The organism is Wolbachia endosymbiont of Trichogramma pretiosum, assembly GCF_001439985.1.
Lineage (GTDB): Bacteria > Pseudomonadota > Alphaproteobacteria > Rickettsiales > Anaplasmataceae > Wolbachia.
This window is the reverse complement of the sequence record NZ_CM003641.1, coordinates 280,488-302,823: the sequence shown is the minus strand read 5'-3', so window position 1 is coordinate 302,823 and position 22,336 is coordinate 280,488. Positions and strand designations below refer to the sequence as shown.

Sequence of the window (22,336 nt, the reverse complement as noted above, 5' to 3'; positions counted from 1 at the left end):
TCATATCCTTGTATAGCTCTTCTCATAATAGTAGGAACAAGATAAGATACTTTTTAGTATAACAAGAAGGTAAAAATGCCAGCAGCGTACAGTTATGACTTAAGGAAAAAAGCTATTCAGGCGTTGGATGAAAGAGAGAGCAAAACAGCAGTAGCAAATTTTTGGCCCTCTCTAATAACTTCAACATCACTAAATTCAAGGGATTGGCCTTCTATTATTTGGAATCTTTCATGTCCTTTTCCTGCAACTAGCAGGATCATATTTTCATCATGTGCTATATTTATACCTTTCTCTATAGCTTTTTTTCTATCTCCTATCTCCAGTGCATCAGGGCAATGTAACACAATATCGTGACGAATTTTCCCCGGATCTTCATCACGCGGATTGTCATCTGTTACTATAACTTTACCTGCAAGCATTTGTGCTATTTTACCCATCTCTGCACGTTTTGTTTGATCACGATTCCCTCCACAACCGAACACTAGAACTATCTTTTTATTGAAGTGCCATTTTAAAGACAACAGAGCTTGTTTGAGTGCACTTGGAGTATGAGAGTAATCGACAAATGCAAAAGTGTTCACTTTTTCCATTCTTCCAGGTGGAGAAGCGAGTTTATCTATACACATTCTTTGATAGTCCATACCAGATGAAATAACTATACTGATTGCACACAATAAATTATATGCTTGAAATTGCCCAAAAATCGGAAAAAATGCGTTATAAATTTCATCACCGATTTGAATTGTTAGGTATTGACCATTGGCAGTGGGTATCTGCTTTAATAAAGTAATGTCAGAGTTTTTTTTTCCATAGGTTATAACTTTGTTGCCACGCTTTTTAGCTATGTTGAGCAACTCTCCATATTCGCCTATATCTGCATTTAAAATCGCTATTTTTTCTTTTGGCAATACCTCATCAAACAACCTTTTCTTGGCCTCAAAATACTCATCGATACTTTTGTGATAGTCCAAATGATCTTGAGAAAAATTAGTAAAAGCTGCAGCATTTAGCCTGAGTCCATGGATTCTATATTGATCGATTCCATGGCTTGAAGCTTCTAATGCTAAGTGTTCTACGTTCTTATTATTTATGTCACGCAATATGGAATAAAGATCATCTGCACTTGGCGTTGTAAGGCTATTATCTTTTCTATTATTATTGACACATGTTCCCAGTGTTCCTATAGACGCTGCATTATCTTGCCAAATCTGGCGACAAAATTCCACCACTGAAGTTTTACCATTCGTACCAGTTACAGCAGCAACATATTTAGGTTGTTTGAATTGATAAAACCTGCTGACTATTTTACTGTATATTCCTTGAGGGTCCGAGTGGCAAAGCACTGCAAAACTTGGAGTACTTTTCATTCCAGTGCTTGACACTGGAATCCAGTTTTTATTATACAATTGTCTAGTATGCTTGTTTACAACTAAATTTTCTAGATCCCAGTGTCTGAGCACTGGGATGACATCTTTCTTGGCCCCTTGTATTACAAGGTCTACACAGTTGTGTATACATCCATTAGGAAGACATGTTGCGTGTTCTTTACTCCTTTCTGACACACAAACAAAAAGGTAACCTTCTTTAACTCTCTTAGGATTACATGTGACGCCTTTGATTTCAATGTCAAAGTCAGCATTTACAATATTATGCAGTAGCTCTTTCAGTCTCACAATCATCTTTAACACTTGAACATGGCAGTCTTATTAATGCAGTATTCAAGTCAAAAATCAAATCTTCAGGATCTTCTAGTCCAAAAAATATTCTCACAAAACTTCCACCATAATCTGAATTCATTACAGATCTTGAAATAGATCTATGGTCTATTGGTAATACCAAACTGTCACATCCTCCCCAAGAAGCACCGATGCCGAAAACTTTCATGTGATCAACCATGCAGCCTAGTTCTTCACATGAATATTCTCTATCAAGTACTATACTAAGTACGCTACTTGCCCCTTTGAAATAACTTTTCCATAATTCATGTTGAGGATGGGAGGGAAGTGCTGGATACAAAACTCTTTTGATTTTTGGATGTTTTTCCAGCCATTTTGCCACTTGCATTGCTGTACTTTGATGCTTCCTCATTCGTGTTTGCAGTGTTCTAAGTCCCCTGTGTGCAAGGTAACAGTCATGCGATTGAATGGTGACTCCATAATTTTTATAGCTCTCATAAAGCAATTTAAAAGTTTCACCTTCAGCAACTATAGCTCCCATCACTAAATCTGAGTGACCAGCTAGATACTTTGTCACCGCATATAGTGAAATATCAATTTCATAATCAAGCGGCTTAAACAACAAAGGAGTGGCCCATGAATTGTCACAAACGGTTACGATTCCACGTTCTTTAGCAACCTTTACTATATGCTCTATATTTGAAATCTCAAACGTTATAGAGCCAGGAGTCTCAATCATGATGAGTGAAGTATTACTCTGAACCAAATCATCTATATCCTGTGTCGGATTATAAAAAGTTACTTCTACTCCTCTTTTTGGTAGTTCATTTTCGGCAAATCTCTTTAGCCTATAATAACTATTATCTTGTATCAGGACATGTGAACCTGCTTTAGTGAAAGTCAAAATAGCAAAAGTAATTGCAAATAATCCAGAAGGGTAGATGAGTGCTCGTCCCCTACCCTCAATTTCAGCGAGTGCATTTGAAAAATAATGAACAGTAGGCGTACCAACATTACTATAGCTGTAATCCCTTGCAACACCATCATTGATCACATCATATATACTCTCCCCATTCGCTGCACTTAAGTAGTCCTTGTAAGTAGGAAATAATATGGTAGAAGAATGATAAACTGGTGGATTCATCGACCCTTTATAATCATTAAATTTTCTTCCTGCTTTAACTAATAAAGACCCTTCTCTCATGTTTCTACCACTTATTTCTTAAATTATATTCACTTTGCGTATATAAGTTAAGAGAAATCGCATGTACTCGTTCTATTTCACTATTTAATAATTCATAGATCAATTTATGCCTCTTTAAAGAGCTCATTCCAGAAAAGTCGTTAGATATTAATACTAATTTGATATGTGAAGGTAGTGTCGAAGAAGAAGTAAAATGATGATCTACATGCTTTGCTGATTCATCGATAATATTAATATCAATTACACCTATTGAATCGCGTAACTTTTCTTCTATTGTCTTAACAATATCCACAATAGCTACTTTAAGCAACAATACAGCACAGTCTTCCTCTTGTCATCCAGCTTCAAACACTGAGATGACAAGAAGAGTGACACAGCAATCACAATTACTTATTTTTCTCCTTATTATCCATATCTCGATAATCAGAATCTACTACCTTTTCTTCCTCATTATTTGTTGTGGACGAGCTTTCTCCACCTTGTTGTTGAGAGTCCTTATACATAGCTTCTCCAAGTTTCATAGATAACTGAGAGAGGTTGGTAACTTTCTGTTGTATTGAATCAGCATCATCAATGTTGTCAGATTTACTCACTTCCTTTAACTCATTAACTGCACTTTCAATAGCAGATTTATCTTCTGGAGAAATTTTATCACCACATTCTGTCAGAGATTTTTCTGTAGAATGAACTAAACTATCCGCTTGATTCTTTGCTTCAATAAATTTCTTACGCTTTTCATCTTCCTGCGCTTTTTCCTCAGCTTCTCTTACCATCCGATTTATTTCATCCTCCGATAAACCACCTGAAGACTGAATACGTATTTTTTGCTCTTTTCCAGTAGCTTTATCCTTTGCAGAAACATGCGCTATTCCATTTGCATCTATATCAAACGTCACCTCAATTTGAGGAACCCCGCGAGGAGCAGGTGGTATTCCTTCTAAACTAAACTGACCAAGTAGTTTATTATCAACCGCCAATTTTCTTTCACCTTGATGCACCTTAATTGTAACAGCCGTTTGGTTATCATCTGCAGTTGAAAATACCTGAGATTTTTTAGTAGGAATAGTAGTATTACGTTCAATAAGCGGAGTGAACACTCCCCCTAGAGTTTCAATACCAAGAGAAAGTGGAGTTACGTCAAGTAGTAAAACATCTCTTACATCACCTTGAATGATCCCCGCCTGTATTGCAGCTCCAATTGCTACAACTTCATCAGGGTTAACCCCTCTGTGTGGATCTTTACCAAAGAACTCTTTAACTTTCTCTATGACTTTTGGCATACGAGTCATGCCACCAACAAGAACTACTTCACCAATTTGACTAGCAGACAAACCAGCATCTTCAAGAGCTTTTTTGCAAGGAATTATAGTCCTTTCAATCAAATCATTCACTAAACTTTCAAGCTTTGCTCTTGTTAGCTTCATATTCAAGTGTTTTGGGCCACTTGCATCAGCTGTAACAAACGGTAGATTTACTTCTGTTTCCATTGCACTTGACAATTCTACCTTTGCCTTTTCTGCAGCTTCTTTGATTCTTTGCATAGCCATTGGATCGTTTTTCAAATCAATGCCATTACTTTTCTTGAACTCACCCAGTAAATAATTTACTACTTCATTATCGAAGTCTTCCCCTCCAAGGTGAGTATCACCATTTGTAGCCTTTACCTCAAAAACTCCGTCACCTATTTCAAGGACTGAAACATCAAATGTACCACCACCAAGATCATACACTACTATTGTGTGTCCGTGCTTTTTATCAAGACCATAAGCAAGTGCTGCAGCAGTTGGTTCGTTAATTATTCTGAGGACATTTAATCCAGCAATTTTTCCTGCATCTTTTGTTGCTTGACGTTGAGAATCATTGAAGTACGCCGGCACTGTTATCACAGCATCCTTTACTTCTTCCCCAAGATAAGCCTCAGCTGCTTCTTTCAGGTTTTGTAGTATAAATGCACCAATTTGACTAGGAGAGTATTCTTTACTATCAGTTGTTTTAACCCATGCATCACCATTTTTTGCTGCAAATACCTTATACGGTACACCTAGATTCTTTATTTCAGGATCGCTATATTGGCGACCTATCAATCTCTTAGTTGCGAAAAAAGTATTATTTGCATTGGTAGTTGCTTGCCTTTTTGCTGGAGCACCAATCAACCTTTCTCCAGAGGCAGTGAATGCAACTATGGACGGAGTAGTTCTTGCCCCTTCTTTATTCTCGATTACTTTTCCATCCTTGCCTTGCATTATTGCAACACAAGAATTTGTTGTTCCAAGATCTATGCCTATTGCTCTTCCCATAATGAATACTCCCTTTTAAATATTATCCGATGTAAAATATATAAGTATAAAACTCGTTAATTACAAGTCCCGTTCAGTTGTTAGAGCCCAAAAGGCGCGAAAGCCATTTGGTTAACCAAAAGTTGCCTGGTAGTTTATCTGAACTACCAACTTCTTTATCCCTGCTATTCACAATTTGACATCCAGAATTATGCAATGGCTTATAAGCATTAAAATTAATATGGTCTCCTTGCTTTAAAATAAATGTATCTGCATCTAAACTATTATCAATAATAACATTTAATGTAACATTGAACTCTTTTTCGATTGTAGAAACCATATCACGCTTACTATTAAAAATGTGCGCTATAACTGCACTGCATGCTATTAAATCAAAGGACTTATTTTGATTTTTACTAGCAATATGTTGCAAATCCCTTAGTATCGATGCAACAATCACTTCGTTTGATTTCACTCTTCCAATACCTTTACAGCGTAAGCACTCTGTAGTATTAATTTCCTGTATATTTGGTTTAATTCTTTGTCTTGAAAAGACCATTAAACCAAAGTCATTGATAAAGCTAAATTGAACTTTAGCTCTATCATCTTTAAACGCCTGCTTGATAGCAAATTCAACATTTTTGCAATACTCAAGTTTCAACATGTCAATAAAATCAACAACTATTAACCCCGATAAGCCCCTGAGATTCGCTTGCCTTGATATTTCAGATAATGCCTCCATATTAGTTCTATAAGCTGTTTCTTCTATGTTATCTTCTCCTGTCATTTTCCCTGAATTTACGTCTATTGAAACAAATGCCTCAGTTAAGGTTATCACCAAAGACCCACCAGATGGTAATTCTACCCTATTGCTATATAATTCAGAAATTTGATCTTCGACTCGATAGTAAGTAAAGATTGGAACAGAACCTCTATATAATCTAGGACGTAATTTCCCTTGTAACACATTTTTAGTGTATTTTCTTACTGCTTCACAAACTTCTCTATCAGATACTATAATTTCTGTATCATTACTACAAAAGTCGCGTACAGATCTCATAACTACATCTGCTTCGTTGTAAATTAATGATGGAACATTTAAAGAAGAGAAGTTTTGCTGGATATCTTGCCATAATGAGGCCAAATTGTCGTAATCTTGCTCAATTTCTTTCTTACTTTTTCCTGCACCAACAGTTCTTACTATTAAACCTGAGCCTTTTGGTAAATTTATTGAATTTAATATATCCTTTAACTGTTTTCTAACGTTGGTATCTTCAATTCTGCGAGATACTCCACCCCTACTTATAGAAGTGGGCATGAAAACACAGTATCTACCGACCAAAGTTACGTATGTTGTAAATGAAGCTCCTTTATTTCCTCGTTCTTCTTTAGTTAATTGAACCAATAACTTTTGATTTACTGAAATCACATCTTGTAACTTATATTTTCTATGTAAAGGTACCTCCCTCACAAAACCACTGCTAGATTCATTACTGGCTGTAGAATCTAGGCCTTCTTCTGTGCAATTATCATTTGAACAGTCCATAACGCTCGAATAACCTTCGTCAGGGAAAATTTCCTTCTCTTTTTTTGGAATATTAAAGTAATTTAGAGATATCTCAGAAAAAGACAAAAAACCTTGCTTATTTTTTCCATACTCAATGAACACGGCCTGCAAAGCAGGCTCTATACGCTTTACACAAGCAACGTATATATTACCTCTTAGTTGTCTTTTTTCCTTGAATTCTTGTTCAAACTCTACAACCCTACCATTAACTAGCAGAGCAACCCTTACCTCGTTAGAACAGGTAGTACTTTCTATCAATAATAACCTTTTGCCATCACTCGCCACTTATTTACCGTCTGCTCTTCATTCTGAAACGTTCTCATACTACTTAATGTGTTATTGATTGTCAAGAATTTTGCGATCTGCATTATTGGGTTGACTTTCAGTGTTTTGCGTTCTAAACTTGCGTAGAATTTATTATATCACTACAATTATGGCGAAAAAAAATGCTTCTTTGCTTGTCAAGCTAGTTAGTACCGCAACCAAAACAACAAAAGCTGGAGAAGAGAAACTAACAGGCTATTTTTGTGTAAAAAAACGTAATCCTAAGAACCTTCCCAAGAAGCTCGAGTTTAGAAAGTATGACCCAGTGGTCAGAAGACACATATTATTTAAAGAAGAAAAATTAAAGTAAGTATATTATCATGCAAAGCTTACAGCTAAAAGGAGTGTATCTTGTTGCTCACTAGTTATACTATTTTGCATTAGAGAAAGTCTGTCTGAGGTTTTGAAAGATTACGGTAACTTGTGTAAGTTAAGGGAATTGAGCCACCTGAATAAGGGCTGAAAATGGTAGCGTTTTTGTCCTGGTCTTGCCTTTTAATTGCTTAAATGGAGAAGAGTCACTAGAAAGCTTGGCAAGTGTAGAAGTTTTAGTATAGGTTTGATATTTTTCATGTGCACTAAAGGTACTAGGTAGGATGATTCTTTTTATTTTAAAAAATTACCCACAATATTATGTATAAATGCACACAATTATATTTCTTATAGTATGTTCTTACTAAAGAAGTCGAAAGTGCCCTTATAAAAATTAATTAAAGGTCAGTTATCAACAACTTAGTTCTTCAATTTATTAAATAAGACTTGATCTGACACTTTAAATGATCCAGATAGTCTATATACCATCACACTCTGTGACCATACACTTAGAGGTTGTTCACAAGCTTGTGAATTCTTTTGTTAAACTTTTACAGAAAAAATTGCTTGTGCATATTTTAAATCTGACTATGATCACATTCCAAGAGCTCAAAATCTATCTTTGTCCGCAGACTTTTTTCATTAAACAATCAAGCTCATTAAAAAATGTGGCGTATCTTCTTCAGCGTACGTGGGTGCACACACATATTTAATCTCTGTCGTATGTGCGCCATACTTTTTTCTAATCTTTTTTTTTACACAGGAGGATTGTATGTCCAGTATGCCAGATACTTGATCTTTACTTTGGCTAAAAACCAATAGTTGCCTATGTTTTTTATAAAGAAAGTTTAGAAAATAACCAAAAACCACTCGCCATAAAAAGTAACTATATCAGTATAATATTCACATTCATATGTTGATATAGATATAATAAGATTAAGGAGTAAGATTAAGGAGTATATTATGATAAAATTTACACAAGATCCTGCTTCATTGACAATGCATGGTGTTAATTTACTTAATTTGTGCCACAGACAGTGTGAAAATAAATACGAGGGTAATGATTTATTGACAAAAATTAATAGATCTTGGTGTAAGGATGACTGTAATAGAAAATGAAAAGCTCCTGAACACCATTCACCAGAAAAAGTAATACTTAGTGAATAGTTAACAGATATTGCAAGTAATCTCCGTTTTGAGAGCATAAAATTATCGCTTATATCAGATGAAATAGACAATTACAATTCAATATCTTTTTAATTAGAGTAAAAGAAGATATTGGTTATCTTCTTTTTTTTATACGATTATTTCTATAATTAACTACTTGAAATTAAGTTCGTTCAGGCAAGATAATTATGAGTAAAAACAGCAGATGCAAGTAGCTGACACACAGCTGTACGAGCATTCATTTTTGAGGGCATAGCAAATGGTGTTATTCAAGTAGCTGACATTGGCTTGCCCTAATCTCATCAAGAACGTTGTTCTTTAACATAAAATTTTTATGCTTATCAACTTAACTGAATCCCAGACTGGGATGATATACTTCTGGTAGATAATGTCGGTATAGTTGTAATTGGAATAGAAAGCACTAAGTTTGCCATGCTATCTGAATAGACAAAAGAACTCATTGCTCAGTGAAACAAGACTTGAAATTTTGTGCAATACTGCTGATTATATCTAGATATGCATCCTTTCCAGGCTCTACATCTGATCCAACAGGATCAAGAATCACCATTTTTATGTCACCAGAAAAGACATTAGGCTTTATGCTATCCTCCCGTGAATGAGAAACAATACATTTAACGTTTTCCTCTTTCATTACCTTTTTTAATTTCATTAAACTCTTCATACCTATGTAAGAATCTTCTTCTATGGAAAGAATGGCGCTTGGGTAACTTAAATCAAAATATTTTTCGAAATATTGATAAGCATCGTGAGTAACTATATATTTTTGATTTTTTAACTCATCCAATTCTTTCTTAATTTTTTCTACTTCTTGGTCTATCTTTCTTATAGCCTCCTCTGCGTTAGTATTGTATCGATAGGCATTTTCTTTATCTATATTAGATAATGTTGCACTGATAGAAAGTATCATACTTTTTGCATTTTCAGGATTCAGCCAAATATGCAAATCTTTTTCATCTTGAATGTGACTAGAAAATGAATGTGGTCGAGAAGGAAGTAGATCGATTGCACCTGATAGAGGTATTAACTTCTTATTTTCTTTAGCGAAAGTTTTAATGAATGTTTCCAAAGAATCATCGATATAAAATATAATATTACTAGATTCTAATTTACTTGCGTCTGAAGGCCTGAGCATGTAGTTATGTTCAGACACTACTTCGTACATTAGTAGTTCTGGCTTTGAAATTCCATCTGTAACAGAAGCTAAAAGTGAGTGTATAGGTTTGGTTGTAGCTACAATTTTTAAATTGGATGAAAAGGCGCTATTGTAGTATAATGTAAATAAAAGTAATAGAAAAAAAAACAGTAAATGTCTCATATAAATGTTGAGAAGAAGTCAATTTTCACCAAAAAACTAAGTAGTGTCAATAACTGCATTCTAAAAATAGAAAACCTTACTCTTTTATACGGTAATAAAAAAGTTCTTGATAATATCAACATATCAGTACAAAGAGGAGATATAGTTACAATAATTGGTCCAAATGGCGGAGGTAAAACCTCTTTAGTGAAAGCAGTTTCTGGTATAAATAAAGGTTTTATTGGCAGTATTGTATTCGCTGACAATATAAAAATTAGCTATATGCCACAAAATTTTAGTATTGGTAATTTGATGCCAATAACAGTTGAGTTTTTTCTTTTCAATAGCTCCTCGAAGAAATTGAAGAAAAATCAAACCATTGTTACAGAAGCAATAGAATTGGTTGGTATCGGTAACATCCTAAAAAATCAAGTATTAGAAATCTCTGCAGGACAAACACAATTAATGCTACTTGCACGCTGTTTAATTTCAGAATCTGATTTGATCATTTTAGATGAGCCAGTCAGTGCAATGGATATTGACGCACGAGCTAAATTTTATGATATTATAAATAAGATCGCAAAAGAACGATCAGTATCGATTCTCATGACTTCTCATGACCTCAACTCTGCTATACCGTCCTCAGATTACATAATTTGCATAAATAATACTATCTATTATCAAGGTAAACCTAATGAAATTATGGAGATAAATGAAATATTTGGCAGTTACTCAGCGAAATGATTCAAAATATTCTACGTCTTCTGCAAATAACTACATTGCTAACACGCTACAATGTGTTACCTTATTTACTTTCACCATCAAAAAAATCAATAAATAAAATACAAGGTCATGAACTAAAGCGTGCTCTTGAAAGATTAGGTCCGGTGTTCATTAAATTTGGGCAATCCATTTCATCACGCACTGATATTTTGAATGAGGACATAACAAATAACTTGCTATTGATATGTGATAGATTGCCATCATTTTCGTATAAAATAGCAGTTAAAACTATAGAAAGTGAGTTTAATTGTAAATTAAGCGACATTTTTTCAAGCTTTTCTGAAAAGCCAATTGCAGCAGCATCAATTTCTCAAGTGCATAGAGCAGTTACTACTTCGGGTAAGGAAGTTGCTGTAAAGGTTTTAAGGCCAAATATTGAGAAAACATTCTCAAGGGATATAAAAATGCTTTCTTGGCTTGCAGAAATTGCAGAAAATTTTAGTGAACAATCAAAAAGGCTGAAGCCAGTTGAATTAGTCAAAACTTTTGCTGAAATTTGCCGATTAGAGTTAGATCTACGTTTTGAGGCTGCCCACTCTTCGGAACTGAAGGAAAATACTAAACATGACAGAGATTTCTACGTACCTGAAATAGATTGGAGTAGAACTTCAAAAAAGGTTTTAACATTAGAATGGATGGAAGCTATACCAATATACGAAGTTGAAAAGCTGAATAACCGAAAGCAAATAGCTACCAAGCTTATAGAATCTTTTTGTAATCAGGTATATAGGGATTGTTTTTTTCATGCTGATATGCATCCTGGAAATTTAATGATCGATAGTAATAACAATATTATTGCCCTGGATTGTGGAATCATGGGTAGAATAGATCGCGAGACATGCTATTACGTTATAGAGATACTCAAAGGCTTTTTAAATAGGGATTATGATCACATTGCAAAAATGCACTTTAGAGCCGGTTATGTTCCATCACAGCATAGAAATTTTGTTACAGCTTGCAGAGCAATAGGTGAGCCCATTGTTGGACAGCCTATACAGAAGATTTCATTTGCTCGATTACTTACTCAGCTATTAAAAATCACTGGTGATTTTGATATGAAAGTTCAAACACAATTATTATTGCTGCAGAAAACTATGATTTTATTAGAAGGAACATGTAGGAAAGTCTATCCAGAAATCAATATGTGGAAAGTAGTTGAAACATGGATAAACAGTCAAAATCAAAGTAAAATAGGGTATAGGGAAAAAATTAAAAGCTCTTATCCCATCAAAACAATCCAAGGAATATTTAGCCTTATAGAAAAATTAAACCTAATAGCTGACAAAAAATTACAGGTGAAAAATAAATCAAATGGAAAAGCCTACTTTTTACTTTGGTCTGTAATTATAATTCTCATCGTTAAATTTTTAATTTCTTAAACTAAAATATAATAAAAGCAAGTTTACAACAACTATTTAAGTCTTGAAACCACTCAGGTTCACATTCACACGAATTATCAAGGTATTTTCATAATGTATAAAACTTTCAGTAGAGTTTAGAGAAGAAGTAAAAACCTTAACTCTATCTCAAACTGATAACATTACCAAATTCAGTGCTTGTCACATCACTCAGTACTGTACTTACTTTATGAAAAGTAGCATCCAATTGCAATGAAAACAGAGCAGCTACAGCAAGTAAAATACATATTCTAAATTAGATATTGTTAAACATGTACCAACAGCAAACTCTCCAGATAACACAAAAGAAGCAGAGGCATAGTTACTTTGCCTTCTATTATAAATGTTTGCTTCTGAAAGTTTTCTGTTTTTGCTCTTTAAGTCTTGATTTTGAGCTTGAAGTTCTAATCTCTCTTGCCAAAAATCCCTTTCTAACTGTGAAATTTTGTTAGTGTCTCTTATTCTTTCACTTACGGCCTTATTCAGCTCTTGCTCTTTTTTTTCTAAGTTGAGTTTTTGTTCTTTCAAACCCATCTCTAAGGTTTTCAAGTTGACTTTTTTCTCTAGTAAGTCGAGCCTTTGTTCTTTCAAGTTCATTTCTAAGGTTTTCGAGCTACTGCAACTCTTGAGAAATAAACTCATCGTTTATTGCTGGTTGAACATTATATGTATTTGCTACAGGTTGCTCTGCACTTGTAGGGAATTTTTCATTTAGATATTCTCTGACAGGATTAAAACTTTTAAGCACCTCAATAACAATTTGATCATTCATAAAGCAATTATCTTCTACTAATTCTTTTACATCATCCAAATCTTTTCTATTAACCTCTCCTTCATAATTTGCTCAATGATTTGCTTCAATCGTGAATTTTGCTCTATAGCTGGTATTGGCTTTATTTGACTAAAATCTAGCTCCTTATGTTTTAAAAGTTTAGTCAATGCTTCCTCGTTATCTTGTGTTGTTCTTTGTAAACGTGATTTGATAATCAGGCTAAATGGTGTTTCTATTTCTCCATTGAAATTTCTTTTCCAGTAATTAGGGTTGAAATCTTGAGTCTTTTTGCTTGGTCAATATTTCTACCAGAAATAGCATTCAATAATTCTTTTCCTGTTTGTGCTTTTTCAAATTCTAATTTTATTATGTTCTCAAATCCTCTTGCAATAAGATCTGTAGGAACTTTATTTTGACAATTTTTAATGTCAGTTTTTGCATCTGGGTGTGTGAGCAATATTTTCACTATATCTGTAGCTGCAGTCTGGCAAGCAATATGTAAGGCAGTATTTTTTTGTATTAAGAATGTTTTTACTTCTTCCTTCACTCCATCATATCCTTCTCTCAAAAATATATATCTAGTACCTTCTGATAATCCCCAATCGGTAGTAAAGAGTATAGGAGAAACTTCGTCATCTTTCATTAAACTTTCATCATTATTACAGATGTAGTAGTTACACTTTGTCTCACCATTTCTCTTCCAGAGTGTTCAAAAATTACATTCTCTTGATCATCTTTCTTTTGCCTTTTTTCATAAAATTGACATAATTCTAAAAAAGAAAGAAAATTACAAGTAATTTAGTTAAAAATTTTAGAATTAATTATGATTCCAAAAACTTTTCCGCATCAAGTGCAGCCATGCACCCTGTTCCTGCGGCAACTACTGCCTGGCGATATACCTTATCTTGAACATCACCAGCAGCAAACACCCCTGCCCTACTGGTTAGAGTTGTTCCAGGCTTCGTAATTATATAACCTTGCTGATCCATTTTAACAAAGCCCTTAAAAATACCTGTATTTGGTGCATGCCCAATTGCAATGAACACTCCATCTACTTTCAATTCCTGAGTTGTATTGATGTCTGTCGATTTAATTGTAATGCCAGTAACTTTGTTAGGATTTTCTTCTCCAAGAATCTGCTCTACGGTATGATTCCATATTACCTTTATCTTATCATTTTTAAAGAGCCTGTCTTGCATTACTTTCTCTGCTCTTAACTTATCACGCCTGTGTATCAGTATAACTTTCTTAGCAAATCGAGTTAAAAATATTGCTTCTTCAACGGCAGTATTTCCACCACCAACCACAGCTACAACTTTATTTCTAAAAAATGCGCCATCACAAGTTGCGCACGCCGAGACTCCGTAACCTTGAAATTTCTTTTCACTCTCCAGGCCAAGCCACTTCGCTTGCGCACCAGCTGCAATTATAATTGCATTCGAATAGTAGTCACTAGCATTACCACAAGATCTAAATCTATACTCATTAGAATCCTCAAGTTGTTCAACGCTTTTTATTTCTTCATCTATTATCCTTGCCCCCACCTTCTCTGCATGCAACCTCTTTTGTTCCATGAGTTCTGGACCTTGTATAGAAATAAAACCTGGATAGTTTTCAACATCCGTAGTAATTGTAAGCTGACCACCAGGTTGTATTCCTGTCACTACAATTGGCTCTAAATTTGCACGTGCTGCATATATAGCAGCAGAATAACCCGCTGCTCCAGATCCAATAATAAGAACTTTTGTACTCAATTTATAATTCTGCACTGTGTGAGTTTAGATAATCAGCCACTCCTTCGTCGCTTGCCTGCATTGCTGGCTTACCTTTTTTCCACCCTGCTGGACATACTTCACCATGCTCTTCATTATGTTTTATTGCATCAATGATTCTAATAAACTCATCGATATTACGCCCCAAAGGAAAATCATTTATCGATTGATGACGTACAACAAACTTATCATCAATAACAAAAGTTGCTCTTAGTGCAATTGAGTCATCATATAAGACCCCATAGTCTCTTGATATAGACTTTTTGATATCAGACACTAAATTGTAGCTAATCTCTCCAACACCGCCATCATTAACTGGAATGTTTCGCCATTTATAGTGTGAAAATTTTGAATCTACACTTATTCCTATCACTTCAACATTACGTTTTGAAAAATCTTCTATTTTGTTGCTAAATGATATCAACTCAGTTGGACAGACAAAAGTAAAATCAAGTGGATAGAAAAAAAGGACAGCATACTTATCCTTTATATGTTTACTTAAACAGAAATCATCAACTATTTTTCCACTAGCAAGAACAGCCGAAGCAGTAAAATCGATAGCGGATTTTGTTATAAGATTCATAACTAACCTATTCATTCTTAATATTTACAATTTTATACCTTGATACATTTACATGCAAGTTTTCTTTAGCCTCAATCCTATAAAAACTTCCTCTGATTGCTGTAAAAATGTTATGATAAGAGCTAATTTTCATGAGTAGGAAAATACCCAAATATTACTATCTTTCACCTTTTCTCCCTTTAAATTTTTTTTAACCATTTCTTTTACACTTACATTCGTGGAAGATAAATTTTTGCTGGCAAGATGGTTGATCGAAGATTTTTTATTCCATACTGGAAATGAACGAGATTGTTTTCTCTTCACACTGATATCCGTTTGTGTTACTAAAGCAGTTTTGTTTTCAGCAGGCAACACGTTCTTTACTTGATTTCGCTCAAATCTTTCTTTTAATGCCTTTACTTTACTATTCTCGCAAGTCACTTCTTTTTTTTCATAGCAACTACTAGTACCTTTGGTCCATCAGCTTTTTTTTTACTGATTCTTTATCATATTGATTTTCAGATTTTAGTGGTAGTGTAGTGTTACTCTCAGCTGATTTTTCCACTACTATTTTTGCTCTGTGCTTACTTTTTCGCCTAAATCTTTAGGCTTTAGTGGTACTGCAGGTTTATCTTTTTTCGGTTCTTGTCTGATTTTGATTGATAGTAAACATTTTCTCTGGTACTGGTGGTACTCTTGGTGGTTTTGCTGGTGCAAGAGATTGAAGTTGTTGTTTCTTCCTATGTTCTCTTTTGCTTCTATATGTTCTTTAGAGATTGTTGCATAATTCGGCTCCTCTTTAATTGATTGTAGATTACACAAATCTTTTGTTAAAGATTTACTTTTTTTTTTCCTCTTGATAATTTGATATTTCTTCATACTCAGGATCTTCGTTTAATGAACCTCCATAACCTGAATCTTCTTTCTCAGATGAGAGATTTATTTTACTGTCTATTTTCTAAATTTATTCTATATGACCTATATTTATCTTGACTTCTTTCTATTCGCTCTAAATATGAAATTTTTTGAATAACATCTGTATATTCGATTGCTGTTCTAGCAGTTGAAGGAGGCAATTTATCCTTTATAAAATTACTGATATTCCTAATCGAAACATCTCTTCCTAATATTATATTGAATATCCTAAGAATTAATGGCTTTTTATTTGCCTTCTTTACACACTTATTCAAGTCATCACGTATAGCAAGCTTAGCTACATCTTCTGCCTTATCTGTAAAACCCTCTAAAGCATGAGACAGATCTGTTACTGTTTTATAACATTGTTCCTCTGGATTTCCTAGATTTATAGCTTTGATCAGAGAATCAAGATTTTTTTTATAATCCTCACTTTTAAATGGATCATACATACTAATTATAACATTTTATTGAAATGTAGATCTAAAATATTAAGATCTAGTGAATATTACTTTTTTAGTTAATATATAGCTACAGTTATATGGCGATAATGCGTAGCAGAATAACGATTTTGTCATTCTAGTGTCTGCTGTTACCCCTTATCTAGGTGTATAAAAGTGAAATCTAGTTTCGCTATATAACACAGTTTCATACAAGTAGCTTCTCGATTGAGAGTTGTCTTCTGCATTGAGCTCAACATTATTTACTACTTTTTCAGTAATAATTTCGGCAAACTCAGGAGAAAGTTCTTTTGCAGAAAATGCAGCATGCACATCATTTTTAACAAAGAAACACGTAGCAAGTGCAAATATTGCTGTTGGTACACAGCACCAAGGAGAAGCTATACTAAAAAAAATTGTAGAAGCTACTAAAGTAAATATTGCTTGAAGCATAATATACTGTTTATCAATTCCAATATATTCAGCCATCAATTTTCTAATTTTATTATTGCTGCCGTATGGTAAAAAAATATCTTAATAAAAGCTGTTACACTATTACTAGCAAGATATCAATCAAGCTCTATTGGATCTACATTTTGATTTAAAATCGCCTATTTTCTTGCACCTTTTTGCCATTCATAGAATGTTAACTTTAAACCTCTTGGCTATAAATGCTCTACTTTCCCCTGCATCCAATGCTTTTTTCCTTAAATCATAACTATATGCTGCTGGCATTCACATCTCCTCGCTACTTTACCTATTCCATCAAGTTCCGAATATTAGGGAAAGAGCTATAATTTTCAACACTAACAAAACTACTTCCCAATCTTTTACACAGCAACCTATCGAACCTCCAACTTCAGAAAAATAGTTGAAAGACAATCAAGGAAACAAACCTCTCTTCCTCATTTTGATTGGTTTCTTATTTCTCTAAAGTTTTAATTTATTCCGTTAAAACCCTGAATCCAATGTTAGAAACTGTATCTTTTATTATAAAGGCTATTCCTTAATTTTTGATGTAAACTAGGTGGCAACCTTAACACTGACTGTGCTGGCTATGATTTTCTAACAGTAGATAAGGCTTCCTCATAAACAGATTCAATTTCCCTAATTGCTTTTAAAGCTACTGGTTTATATTCAACAATTGCCATACCTTCGCCAGAGTCGTCTTGAACTGCAGCTCGCCAACTTAAAAAACTATCTAACCTTGTTAAGTTGTCAAATTCACTTAAAAAATCATCACATTCTTCAATGTGTTTTTTAGCTGCACCTGGATTGGTGTGTACTCCATTAAATAGCACTCTTGCTTTAAAGGTTTTATTACAACTTTGAGTACCGTTAACTAAGTTGCTCAGAGTGTCAAACGTTCACATATCAATCCCAGATGGATTAATGGGAAATATAGTTAGATTAGCTAATGATAAGGCAGACCTTAAAGTTTCATCTGCTCTTCTTGCGTCAACAATAATATCTTGATATTTGGACTGTAAAGCTTGTAGCTCATTTCTGATTACTACACCAACGTTAATTTTGCCTAACACCTTGTGAATACTGTTAATTTTCAGTAAACTTTTGTTCTTGTCTCGCAGGAATGCCCACAAGGTAGCTAGAGCATTAATGGGTCAAGATCATAGAGAAGGACATTTCTACCTTCCCTAGCACGCATCACCGCTATATTTGTAGCTATGGTCGTTTTACCAGTACCACCTTTTTAACCACCAACAACCATTATCATAATACACCTCATAATATTTTAATTCACTTGGCGTCTACTAAAAAATCAATAAGGGCAATTTACATAATCCCACTTCAATGTTTAAGAAAAGTGCTCCGGTGCTCATTCTTTGTTTATAAATAATATTCTTGATTCAATCCTTTGATTTCTTCTCAATATATCTACATATCAGGATAGAGAGCTCATATAATACCAACATTGGAATTGCAAGCCCTACTTGACTTAGTACATCAGGTGGAGTTAAGATTGCAGCAATAATGAAAATTACCACTATCGCAATTCTCCGTTTATTTGACAAACTTTGTGCAGTGATTAGCCCTACTCTTACCATTAAGGTGAGTATGACTGGAATTTGAAATGCAGTGCCAAATGCAAACATAAATTGAAGAACAAGATCTAAATATTCACTAACTGATGGCATAAACTCTATTGGTATACCGAAAGATTTACCGCTATGTTCAAAAGCAATAAAAAATTTCCAGGCTAAGGGAAATATGTAGTAGTAAACTACAGCGGCTCCCGTTACAAACAAAACCGGCGTTGCAATTAAGTAAGGCAATAACACTGCCCTTTCTCTTTCATATAAGCCAGGTGCTAGAAATATGTAGAATTGCCATGCAAACACAGGAAAAGAAGACAACAGTGCACTCATTATTGCAACCCTGAGATATACAAAAAACGCTTCTGTTAAATCTGTATAGATTAGAGAAAAATCATTGCTATCTTTCGTAACCTCTATTAAAGGTGCAAGTAAAAAGCGGTATATACTTTCTTTAAAGTAGTAACAAAACCCGAAGGTAACACAAAAAAATAGAAAGCAAAAAATAACCCTTTTTCTAAGTTCCGCAAAGTGCTCATAAAATGAAGCATATTTTTGTGAGTTTTCGTTCATACTTTACAATAGAGCTATATCTAACATTCTCAGTGAAAAAGCCCATTCATTATCGTACCACGCTGCAACTCTACAGATATCACCTGTGACATAGGTACCAGCTAAATCCACAATTGCACTATAAGGGTTATGGACAAAGTCTATTGAAACTAAAGGCTCATTACATACGGAAAGCACATGATTTGCTGAATTCTTAAATATTTCGTTTATTTCCTTAGTTGTTGCTCTCTTATCAGCTAAAAATTTAAAATCAACCATAGAAACGTTGCTAACCGGAACTCTAATAGCAGTACCATCTAACTTACCCTTTAACTGAGGAATGACAGAACCAATTGTTTTTGCTGCTCCAGTTGTAGTTGGCACCATAGAAAGGCCACAAGCTCTTGCCCTATGTAAGTCTCTATGGTTGCCATCAAGAATATTTTGATCATTCGTATAGGCATGTATAGTAGTCATAAAACCGCTTTTTATGCCTAAATTGGAGTGTAAAACGTGTACAATCGGAGCCAGACAGTTTGTAGTACAAGAACCTGCTGAGATCACTTTATGCTCCTTTTTTAGCATATCGTTATTTACGCCGTAAACTACAGTTACATCAGCATCTAAAACTGGAGCAGAGACAATTACTCTCTCTACATTATGCTTTGCTGCTTCCGCACGCTTGTTGAATGCACCAGTGCATTCAAGCACTACATCAACATTCCAAGGAATATTTTTAGGGCTACGTTCTCTATATAGAGAAAATTTCCTGCCATTTATAGATAGCAAATTTTCATACTCGTTAAAATCAATATCGCCGTTAAATTTACCATGAACAGAGTCATATTTAATCAAATGTGCATGCTGCTCAGCACTGAGCGACCCATTTACCGCCACAACTTCTATTTGCTCACTATAGTTTTCTACTTCAAAAATAGCACGCAATACACTTCTACCTATTCTACCAAGACCATTAATTCCTACACGAATTGTCATTTTTCCATCTTAAAAGCTAGATTATAGAGGATATTGCCTGATATTTCATCTATTCTTTTAGTTGTTAATCCTAATGTTATAATATATTGATGCTTATCTTGACTAAAGAAACTGTATCACTTAATTAATAATATCTAAATTTTAGCTTGAAGTAGGTTATGCATGGATTACCAATGACAAATTCAGATAATCAGTATCAGCAAAGAAAAATAGAAGCATTGCAAAAAGAAAATAAAGGGCTTTCAGAAAAAGTAAAAACACTACAATTAATAGAAGACATACTGGATATGCAAGAAGAATTTGAATCTTTACAAAATTTGGAAAGTGCTACTATTGAACAAACAAATATTCAAGAACAGAGTATATAGCTCTTTCCTACTTTTCAGAGTTAGCTAAATAGCTGACTCTGAAAAGTAGATAACATTCTTTTACCTTTTTTATTTAGTAAATTCCTTGATATTTCTCATGTTAAAGAACCCGCCAGTTATTTTTGTATTTTACGGCTAAGGATATTACTCTTTAGGTATCTTATACTTTAATATCTTAATAATTAACTTGATTAAGTAACTATAGTACCATATTATTTAACTCAATATTAATGATAATTATTATGGATTTAAAAAACTTATGACAAGAGTTGCTTGGAATAATTTTCTCATACTTGCACCAATTAATGCAGAAGAAGAAAAAGATATGAAAGAGCGAGCATTAAAGATTATCGATGAATTAAAAGATCATATTAATAATGATATAGAAATGAGTGATCTGAGAATGACAATTTTAGACTATATTATCCTTTGTGATAGTGAGGATAACGTAAGGTTAAATAACAGATCATTGTTAGACTTAGAAGATGCCATCAAAAGCATTGGAAGGAAAACTTCACAAGATTTAGGGCGAGTAAATCAGATTCCACAGCAATCAAATAGTATCAACTATGTTTTTTAAAAAATTTTTTATTGTGTAATTTTGCAACTTGATCCAATCATGCAGGTAATCAAATCCATTCGTCATAGGAATAGAATTTTATGTCAAACAGCTATTGCCTGCTTAAGCCAATGAATATGTGAATAAGTACTTTAAGTTTGTGTGGACGTACTTATTCACAATATTCATTGTCAGTTGCTACTGTGTGAAGCAATTGCTGCTTTAAGTCTTGCATTAGCAATTACTATAATTTTACGCATAAGAGCTATTATAGCCACCATCTTCTTACCACTTTCAACAAGCTTAGAATAAAAGGCACCAAGTACAGATTTTGACTTTGTAACAGCTATGGCTGATATGAAGAGCTTTGAACGAACATTACTTCTACCGCCCATAATCCTTCGGTAACCAACAGCTTTACCACTTTCCTTGGGATGAGGTGCTATTCCGGCAAGACTTGCTACTTCTTTTCTACTTAAGTATCCAATCTCTGGCATTAAACACAAAAAATCTTGTGATAACTTTTTGCCTATTCCAGGAACTGTTTTTAAGGATTTTTGAGGTTGTTGTAGCTCATGGCTTTCATCAATAATCTTTTGTATAGTGTCATTGAGCTCGTTTATTTGATTATTGAAAATTCAATGGTCTTCTGGCAACTTTCCTTTATATGGTCATTTTTAGGAGCTTCCAGTCTACACTTTTCCTGAGTTTTCATTTGCGTAATGTCATCACGACATTGACACAGTGCAGCTAGAACAGTGCAGCTAGAGTTGATTGTTATTTTGAAGTAGGTACAAATAGAGAGAGTTTTATGGCGTTCACATCCGTATTGAGCAAGAGCCATCGCATCTGATTTATCAAACTTTGCTAAAGTTCCGTGAGACAAGATAAAACTTTTTACTTTTTAAGTATTTGCTTGATGTACTCCAATATTCTTGCCAACAATAAAATGTGATAAAACAAGCTCATATTTGTCTGTATTTTCTAAAGTTACCAAAGAATTAGGTAAGATATCTGAAAACTTTTTAAATAACAGTTGCCAACCATCAGCATTATTGTCGAATTTGATAATGTTATTTTGGTTGTAAACTGCAGCAACATTTTTAAATTTTTCGATGTCAATGCCAATAAAATTTTGATACGATGTAATCGTAATAAGTTTCGATAGTTTTAGTTAATTTAAGATTGCAAACGGGCTTATATATATTTCCAAAACAACTATTCAAACTTATCGAGAGATAGGGCTAGTGTACCTTGATACAAACGGTTGTAATACCAATTGGTTTTCGTTCCCACGGGCCCGTGATAACTCTATTCCTATAGTG

25 protein-coding genes and 2 pseudogenes are annotated in these 22,336 nt (G+C 34.0%); 5 read left to right on the top strand and 22 right to left on the bottom strand.

Annotated elements, in window-relative coordinates:
- Positions 1-116 precede the first annotated feature (116 nt).
- The 5 genes from wTpre_RS01430 to wTpre_RS01410 all read right to left on the bottom strand — a co-directional run bounded on the left by wTpre_RS01430 (position 117) and on the right by wTpre_RS01410 (position 7,008).
- A complete protein-coding gene (locus tag wTpre_RS01430; RefSeq protein ID WP_068651417.1) occupies positions 117-1,679 on the bottom strand; it encodes a Mur ligase family protein in 1,563 nt (520 codons plus the stop codon).
- Positions 1,648-2,880, bottom strand: coding sequence for a cystathionine beta-lyase (gene metC, locus wTpre_RS01425; protein WP_068651415.1), 1,233 nt, complete (start codon positions 2,878-2,880; stop codon positions 1,648-1,650). The genes wTpre_RS01430 and metC overlap by 32 nt, the downstream gene beginning before the upstream one ends.
- A 4-nt stretch (positions 2,881-2,884) precedes the next feature.
- Entirely contained in the window at positions 2,885-3,172 is a 288-nt protein-coding gene (locus wTpre_RS01420) for a BolA family protein (RefSeq protein ID WP_068652584.1), read from the bottom strand.
- A 94-nt stretch (positions 3,173-3,266) separates the two neighbouring features.
- On the bottom strand, positions 3,267-5,177 hold the full coding sequence (gene dnaK / locus wTpre_RS01415; RefSeq protein ID WP_068651413.1) for a molecular chaperone DnaK: 1,911 nt from the start codon (positions 5,175-5,177) through the stop codon (positions 3,267-3,269).
- Between the two features lie 73 nt (positions 5,178-5,250).
- The gene (locus wTpre_RS01410; protein WP_068651411.1) at positions 5,251-7,008 is read right to left on the bottom strand and encodes an Rne/Rng family ribonuclease; all 1,758 of its coding nucleotides are present in this window, start codon (positions 7,006-7,008) and stop codon (positions 5,251-5,253) included.
- 148 nt (positions 7,009-7,156) lie between these two features.
- Here wTpre_RS01410 and rpmG point away from each other — a divergent pair, with 148 nt between their 5' ends.
- Positions 7,157-7,357 carry a 50S ribosomal protein L33 gene (gene rpmG, locus wTpre_RS01405; RefSeq protein ID WP_068651410.1) on the top strand — a complete coding sequence of 67 codons (201 nt, stop codon included), beginning with the start codon at positions 7,157-7,159 and terminating at the stop codon, positions 7,355-7,357.
- Positions 7,358-8,983: 1,626 nt separating this feature from the next.
- Here the strand turns inward: rpmG and wTpre_RS01395 are convergent.
- The gene (locus wTpre_RS01395; RefSeq protein WP_068651408.1) at positions 8,984-9,862 is read right to left on the bottom strand and encodes a zinc ABC transporter substrate-binding protein; all 879 of its coding nucleotides are present in this window, start codon (positions 9,860-9,862) and stop codon (positions 8,984-8,986) included.
- Between wTpre_RS01395 and wTpre_RS01390 the strand changes: the two genes are divergently transcribed.
- A complete protein-coding gene (locus wTpre_RS01390) occupies positions 9,854-10,585 on the top strand; it encodes a metal ABC transporter ATP-binding protein (protein ID WP_068651406.1) in 732 nt (243 codons plus the stop codon). The two genes, wTpre_RS01395 and wTpre_RS01390, sit on opposite strands and share 9 nt — an antisense overlap.
- On the top strand, positions 10,582-12,003 hold the full coding sequence (ubiB, locus tag wTpre_RS01385) for a 2-polyprenylphenol 6-hydroxylase (protein ID WP_068651404.1): 1,422 nt from the start codon (positions 10,582-10,584) through the stop codon (positions 12,001-12,003). Before wTpre_RS01390 ends, ubiB begins: the two co-directional genes overlap by 4 nt.
- 246 nt (positions 12,004-12,249) lie before the next feature.
- Here ubiB and wTpre_RS06325 read toward each other — a convergent pair whose 3' ends face one another.
- From wTpre_RS06325 to gap, 15 genes and pseudogenes are all read right to left on the bottom strand, one after another.
- Entirely contained in the window at positions 12,250-12,618 is a 369-nt protein-coding gene (locus wTpre_RS06325) for a coiled-coil domain-containing protein (RefSeq protein ID WP_068651402.1), read from the bottom strand.
- A gap of 16 nt (positions 12,619-12,634) precedes the next feature.
- A complete protein-coding gene (locus wTpre_RS06320) occupies positions 12,635-12,832 on the bottom strand; it encodes a hypothetical protein (RefSeq protein WP_068651400.1) in 198 nt (65 codons plus the stop codon).
- Positions 12,833-13,025: 193 nt separating this feature from the next.
- On the bottom strand, positions 13,026-13,436 hold the full coding sequence (locus wTpre_RS06315; RefSeq protein ID WP_068651398.1) for an ankyrin repeat domain-containing protein: 411 nt from the start codon (positions 13,434-13,436) through the stop codon (positions 13,026-13,028).
- Positions 13,437-13,614: 178 nt separating this feature from the next.
- A complete protein-coding gene (gene trxB, locus wTpre_RS01375) occupies positions 13,615-14,562 on the bottom strand; it encodes a thioredoxin-disulfide reductase (protein ID WP_068651396.1) in 948 nt (315 codons plus the stop codon).
- Positions 14,549-15,148 carry a peroxiredoxin gene (locus wTpre_RS01370; protein ID WP_068652582.1) on the bottom strand — a complete coding sequence of 200 codons (600 nt, stop codon included), beginning with the start codon at positions 15,146-15,148 and terminating at the stop codon, positions 14,549-14,551. Before wTpre_RS01370 ends, trxB begins: the two co-directional genes overlap by 14 nt.
- A gap of 129 nt (positions 15,149-15,277) precedes the next feature.
- Positions 15,278-15,568: a hypothetical protein gene (locus wTpre_RS06310; RefSeq protein WP_245609501.1), complete on the bottom strand. Its 291-nt coding sequence runs from the start codon at positions 15,566-15,568 to the stop codon at positions 15,278-15,280.
- A gap of 126 nt (positions 15,569-15,694) precedes the next feature.
- Positions 15,695-16,006 (bottom strand): hypothetical protein, encoded by a 312-nt coding sequence (locus tag wTpre_RS06305; RefSeq protein ID WP_245609500.1) that lies wholly within the window; start codon positions 16,004-16,006, stop codon positions 15,695-15,697.
- Positions 16,007-16,071: 65 nt separating this feature from the next.
- Positions 16,072-16,494 carry a hypothetical protein gene (locus wTpre_RS06300; RefSeq protein WP_245609499.1) on the bottom strand — a complete coding sequence of 141 codons (423 nt, stop codon included), beginning with the start codon at positions 16,492-16,494 and terminating at the stop codon, positions 16,072-16,074.
- Between the two features lie 147 nt (positions 16,495-16,641).
- Positions 16,642-16,971 (bottom strand): hypothetical protein, encoded by a 330-nt coding sequence (locus wTpre_RS06295; protein WP_068651394.1) that lies wholly within the window; start codon positions 16,969-16,971, stop codon positions 16,642-16,644.
- A gap of 93 nt (positions 16,972-17,064) precedes the next feature.
- Positions 17,065-17,217, bottom strand: a pseudogene (locus tag wTpre_RS07365) (IS630-like element ISWpi11 family transposase); the annotation flags it as partial.
- 320 nt (positions 17,218-17,537) lie between these two features.
- Positions 17,538-17,783 (bottom strand): hypothetical protein, encoded by a 246-nt coding sequence (locus wTpre_RS06290; protein ID WP_068651392.1) that lies wholly within the window; start codon positions 17,781-17,783, stop codon positions 17,538-17,540.
- A 66-nt stretch (positions 17,784-17,849) separates the two neighbouring features.
- Complete coding sequence (locus tag wTpre_RS06285; RefSeq protein ID WP_179945522.1) at positions 17,850-18,023, bottom strand: hypothetical protein; 174 nt, start codon at positions 18,021-18,023, stop codon at positions 17,850-17,852.
- 65 nt (positions 18,024-18,088) lie between these two features.
- Entirely contained in the window at positions 18,089-18,151 is a 63-nt protein-coding gene (locus wTpre_RS06280) for a hypothetical protein (protein WP_305727918.1), read from the bottom strand.
- 199 nt (positions 18,152-18,350) lie between these two features.
- Positions 18,351-19,109: a twin-arginine translocase subunit TatC gene (gene tatC, locus wTpre_RS01350; RefSeq protein ID WP_068651390.1), complete on the bottom strand. Its 759-nt coding sequence runs from the start codon at positions 19,107-19,109 to the stop codon at positions 18,351-18,353.
- Between the two features lie 3 nt (positions 19,110-19,112).
- Positions 19,113-20,084 (bottom strand): type I glyceraldehyde-3-phosphate dehydrogenase, encoded by a 972-nt coding sequence (gene gap / locus wTpre_RS01345; RefSeq protein WP_068651388.1) that lies wholly within the window; start codon positions 20,082-20,084, stop codon positions 19,113-19,115.
- A 158-nt stretch (positions 20,085-20,242) separates the two neighbouring features.
- Between gap and wTpre_RS01340 the strand changes: the two genes are divergently transcribed.
- Positions 20,243-20,452 carry a hypothetical protein gene (locus tag wTpre_RS01340; protein WP_068651387.1) on the top strand — a complete coding sequence of 70 codons (210 nt, stop codon included), beginning with the start codon at positions 20,243-20,245 and terminating at the stop codon, positions 20,450-20,452.
- 259 nt (positions 20,453-20,711) lie between these two features.
- On the top strand, positions 20,712-21,032 hold the full coding sequence (locus tag wTpre_RS01335) for a hypothetical protein (protein ID WP_245609498.1): 321 nt from the start codon (positions 20,712-20,714) through the stop codon (positions 21,030-21,032).
- Positions 21,033-21,202: 170 nt separating this feature from the next.
- Here the strand turns inward: wTpre_RS01335 and wTpre_RS01330 are convergent.
- A pseudogene (locus tag wTpre_RS01330) lies at positions 21,203-22,161 on the bottom strand (IS110 family transposase).
- Positions 22,162-22,336: the final 175 nt, after the last annotated feature.